Origin of the sequence: Ruminococcus sp. OM06-36AC (assembly GCF_003438725.1) — a bacterium.
GTDB classification, from domain to species: domain Bacteria; phylum Bacillota; class Clostridia; order Oscillospirales; family Ruminococcaceae; genus Ruminococcus_C; species Ruminococcus_C callidus.
Map to the genome: position 1 here is coordinate 1 of NZ_QSTT01000067.1, position 1,288 is coordinate 1,288.

The following is a 1,288-nucleotide window of genomic DNA, read 5'->3' on the forward strand; positions in this document are numbered from 1 at the left end:
CCGCTTTCCTGCATGATCAGTGTTCTTTTAAAGGCATGATCCCAATCCAAATCGCCAGAAGCACTGTATGCAGCAGAAAACCATGCAACATCCGCTTCATCAATTGTGCCACTGTCATCTTTGTCCATGTACTCATAATAATTTTCAGTACGTCCTTGCATGGCAGCATAATAATTCAGCATATTTGCATCATTATCATTCTCATCTACTATGCCATCTCGGTTCATATCATGATTATACAAATAGGCATCATCAGAGTATAAGTAATCCAAAAAACTTGAAAGATCTTCAATTGTAAAATAACCGTCTCCTGTCATATCTGGAATATTTACAATCTGATTGTTATCGTATCCGCAAAGCATATCATATAAAAGTTTGTAATCATAAAGATTGAGCACACCATCATCATTAATGTCATAATCACGAATACCCGAGACATCATAGAAACTTCCTGATTCTAAACTATCATATAAAGAGCAAAATATGTCCAGTTCCTCTTGGTCTACAATACCATTTTCATCTTTTAAATCCATTGATAAATTAAAATGATCATTACCACGAGTTTCTCCTAAGCAACTCTGTACATATGCCAAGTCTTTTCCATTGATGACATCGTCGCTCCACTCGTTGTCGTGTTCTTCATTCCAAGTGGTATCACCTGGAACTAATGTCACCGTGTTGCGAGAATCACCGGATCCAACAGTATAGGTACCAGTACCAAAATCCTTCAAGTAAAACGGCAAATAACCATCACTTTCATACTTGACATGATAAATACCACTACCGCTGCTTGCTGTTACAGAATAACTGTCACCGCTTTGAAGTTCCTGGTATTCAATTTCATTCCAGTTCTCATCAAAAATACGCACATAAATTGGCGTTTTGTCATCAATTCCGTTGATAACACCTTGTTTAATAATACCAGTTACTGTTAATTCACCTGCTGGAGCATCGCCATCCGAAGCAGTCGCAATAGCTGCAGTATGATCCTGCACTGCTTTGTCTGATTCGGATTGAACAGAAATATCATCTTCTGCAATCTCCTCATTATTAGAAGTTTCATTTTTGTCTTCAGCAACATCAAAAAAATCTACTTTTCCCAGATCTTTTGTTGCTTCTTTAAATTCCTTGGCAAGCTGGTCTTTGTTCTTTGCTCCTTCAATCGCTTCTGCAGCAGATGCAATTGTATCAGCGTGTAAAAGACCTTGGGCACTGCCGTCGCCAAAAACCATGACCTGTCCCATGAACATTAGGGACATGACTCCGGCAAGTGTTCTTGTCAGTTTTT

General features: G+C 38.5%; 1 protein-coding gene. It reads right to left on the reverse strand.

Annotated elements, in window-relative coordinates; all coding sequences use genetic code 11:
- Positions 1 to 1,250: hypothetical protein (locus tag DXB92_RS13170; protein WP_147330085.1), on the reverse strand; the 1,250-nt coding region annotated here is incomplete at its 3' end.
- Between the last annotated feature and the right edge of the window lie 38 nt (positions 1,251 to 1,288).